Here is a 3163-nt window from a genome sequence, read left to right as displayed (position 1 = left end):
TGGTCTATCAGCGTGTAGAGCCGAGTTCGTCCGACATCAAGAGAGCGGTAGCCTTTTTTAATATGAACTTCTCTTGCTCCAGCCGTTTGATCCGAGCTTCAAGTTCTTTAATCCGTTGTTGCTCGGGCGTGAGCGCTTTAGATGCCGGTGTGACGCCGCCACGCTCGGCTTCCAACTGCTTCACCCAGCGACGCATCGCTGACGCACCCACGTCCAATGCTCGGCAGGCTTCTGGGATACTGTAATTTTGATCAACAACCAAGCTGGCTGCTTCAAGCTTGAATTCTGGGGTAAAACTTCTTCTTTGTTTTGTCATTGAACACCTCTGTGGAGGTCATAGTACCTCCTAAAATGGTGTCCGGGATCAGTAAACCACTACATCCACATCCGGCGTAATGTCGATTAAGCCTTCCATGATGCGTGTTGATAACTCAGCATAGCGATATGGCCGTGAAGGCGCATGGATCAGGCCAGGACATAACTGTCTGGCCTGTTTCAAACGCATTCCGGTATGTACGCCAAATGCTCTGGCTTCATAGGAACAGGTAATAATCGTCGTTCCCTGAAGACCATTGGTTACGGCTACCGGCTTTTTGAACCAATCAGCATTATCCATCTGCTCTACTTGGGCAAAAAAACAATCCATATCCACTAAGGCGATCATGCGTGGCCATGGTGATAAGGCATCAATAGTCATTATTTAAGGATAGGTACGTAACTGACCGACCACTACACCTTGGACCCGTACACGACTGGCAGGCAAGGTGACAGGTTCATAATTAGCATTAGCAGGCATTAATGTCACGGTGCCATCGTTATTAATTAACAGCGTTTTCAGGGTGGCATCAAACCCATCCACCAAAGCAACAACAATATCGCCATGACGTGCTGTTGGCTGGGATTGCACCACGACATAATCGCCCGACATAATGGCCTTATCAATCATCGAGTCACCGTTTACTTTCAGTACAAACCGTCCCTTTCCAGTAAACATATCGCTCAAATCAATTTCAGACTCATCAGCAATGGCTTCCACTAAGCGGCCAGCGGCGATTTTTCCTTTTACTGGCAAAGTGACGGATGTCAGCGGAGCAGGGTCAGGCTGCTCGGTTAAGTGCAGTCCTCGTGTTCTTCCGACATGTCGCTCTAGAAGTCCGGCATCCACCAATGCCTGGATATAACGATGGGTTGTGCCTTGAGACTTTATCCCTAAGCCCTTGGCAATCTCAGAAACCAGCGGTGAACGTCCCTGTTCATCTATGTATTGACGAATAAAATTCAATGTATCTTGTTCACGTTCGGTCAGCATCATCTCTTCCTTTTAGAGAAAATATTGAGAAGAGAAAATATAGAGAATTTATTCCATTTCAGCAAGTATTATTTTTAATCATATCCACATGAACAAGGCGAGCTTATATCTTTGTTATTAAAGGAGTAAATTCAAGGGATAACTAGACTTAATGCCGTGTTTCAGCGATAATTGTCGCCTTTTCAAGCCTTTCCCATCGAAGGCTTACCTCTCATGACTCAGTCAAAATCAAAATAAATTACTGCTAGCACCTTGCTATGCATGGTGTGTATGAGTCATAGCTCGGTTTGGTTTATAAAGGGATCCTATGTTTAATCTGTTACTGAAACGCCCACAAAACATAAAGAATGATGTGTTATCTGGACTGACTGTTGCCTTAGCGCTTGTGCCAGAAGCGGTGGCTTTTGCCTTTGTGGCTGGTGTTGAGCCTTTAGTCGGTTTATATGCCGCATTTCTTGTCGGACTTATCACCGCGGCGATTGGTGGCCGGCCAGGTATGATTTCAGGTGCGACAGGCGCGTTAGCGGTTGTTATGGTGGCATTGGTGGCACAACACGGTGTGGAATATTTATTTGCCACTGTCGTGTTAATGGGCATTCTGCAAATCCTGGCTGGGGTATTCCGGTTGGGTAAATTTATTCGTATTGTCCCACTTCCGGTTATGTTGGGGTTTGTAAATGGTCTGGCCATGGTCATCTTTCTGGCCCAACTCAAAGCCTTTAAAGTCACTGGTGAAAATGGTGAGGAACAATGGCTATCAGGTGAGCCATTATGGTGGATGTTAGGTCTGGTCGCTTTAACCATGGCGATTAGCTATTTCTTGCCTAAGTTAACTAAAGCTTTCCCATCCTCTTTGGCCGCTATTATTGTCGTTACTCTAGTGGCAATTGGCCTGCATCTTGATATTCGTAATGTAGGTGATATTGCTTCTATTGCCGGCGGTCTTCCAGAGTTCAGTATTCCGATGGTTCCCTTCAATCTGGAAACATTACTGATTATCGCGCCCTACTCCTTTATCTTAGCGTTTATTGGTTTAACAGAGTCCTTACTAACCCTCACTCTCATTGATGAAATCACAGAAACAACAGGCCGCCCAAATAAAGAATGTATTGGTCAAGGTGTAGCTAACACCGTAACAGGCTTTTTTGGCGGCATGGGCGGTTGTGCCATGATTGGTCAAAGTATGATCAATATTAACTCGGGTGGACGCGGTAGATTATCTGGTATCTCGGCAGCCTTATTCTTACTTTGTTTTATTTTATTTGCATCACCACTGATTGAAATCATCCCTATTGCGGCTTTAACGGGCGTGATGTTTATGGTGGTACTGGGTACCTTCGAATGGGCGAGTTTTCGCTTACTGGGCCGTATTCCATTACCGGATGCCATTATCGGTATTTCCGTCGCCGTGATTACTGTCTTTACTGATCTGGCTATCGCCGTGATTACCGGTATCATCATGTCTGCGTTGGTTTTCGCTTGGCAACATGCCAAACATATCTATCTGAAAAGTTATAAAAATGAACAAGGCTCTATTGTTCATGAGTTAAACGGACCGTTATTCTTTAGTTCGGTGCGTAACTTTAATGATTTATTTGATCCGAAAAATGATGATGCGGATGACGTCATTCTAGATTTCAAAAACTCGCGGGTTTATGACCATTCCGCTATTGAAGCTATTGATTCGTTGGCAGATCGTTATATCAAAGCTGGGAAAACACTGCATTTAAGGCATTTAAGTGAAGAATGTAAACAATTACTGAACAATGCAGCGGATCTGATTGAAGTCAATGTGATGGAAGATCCGCATTATCATATTGCTGATGACAAGCTGGCATAAAAGCCAAATAACTG

The 3163-nt window shown here is 44.7% G+C and carries 3 protein-coding genes and 1 pseudogene; 1 reads left to right on the top strand and 3 read right to left on the bottom strand.

What is annotated here, in order from left to right; genetic code table 11:
* From B4K20_RS06600 to lexA, 3 genes and pseudogenes are all read right to left on the bottom strand, one after another.
* A pseudogene (locus B4K20_RS06600) lies at positions 1–316 on the bottom strand (transposase); the annotation flags it as partial.
* A gap of 48 nt (positions 317–364) precedes the next feature.
* A complete protein-coding gene (locus tag B4K20_RS06595) occupies positions 365–697 on the bottom strand; it encodes a DNA polymerase Y family protein (protein WP_289282321.1) in 333 nt (110 codons plus the stop codon).
* A gap of 3 nt (positions 698–700) precedes the next feature.
* Entirely contained in the window at positions 701–1309 is a 609-nt protein-coding gene (gene lexA / locus B4K20_RS06590) for a transcriptional repressor LexA (RefSeq protein WP_289282320.1), read from the bottom strand.
* A gap of 307 nt (positions 1310–1616) precedes the next feature.
* Between lexA and B4K20_RS06585 the strand changes: the two genes are divergently transcribed.
* Positions 1617–3149: a SulP family inorganic anion transporter gene (locus B4K20_RS06585; protein WP_286305154.1), complete on the top strand. Its 1533-nt coding sequence runs from the start codon at positions 1617–1619 to the stop codon at positions 3147–3149.
* Positions 3150–3163 lie beyond the last annotated feature (14 nt).

The sequence above is a fragment of the Methylophaga sp. UBA5088 genome (genome assembly GCF_002414625.1).
Lineage (GTDB): Bacteria > Pseudomonadota > Gammaproteobacteria > Nitrosococcales > Methylophagaceae > Methylophaga > Methylophaga marina.
Note: the sequence above shows the minus strand (reverse complement) of the source record. Positions and strands in the feature narration are given on the sequence as shown.

Coding starts and splice junctions, on each gene's coding strand:
- B4K20_RS06595 (WP_289282321.1), bottom strand. CDS start 697: ATGACTATTGATGCCTTATCACCATGGCCACGCATGATCGCCTTAGTG.
- lexA (WP_289282320.1), bottom strand. CDS start 1,309: ATGCTGACCGAACGTGAACAAGATACATTGAATTTTATTCGTCAATAC.
- B4K20_RS06585 (WP_286305154.1), top strand. CDS start 1,617: ATGTTTAATCTGTTACTGAAACGCCCACAAAACATAAAGAATGATGTG.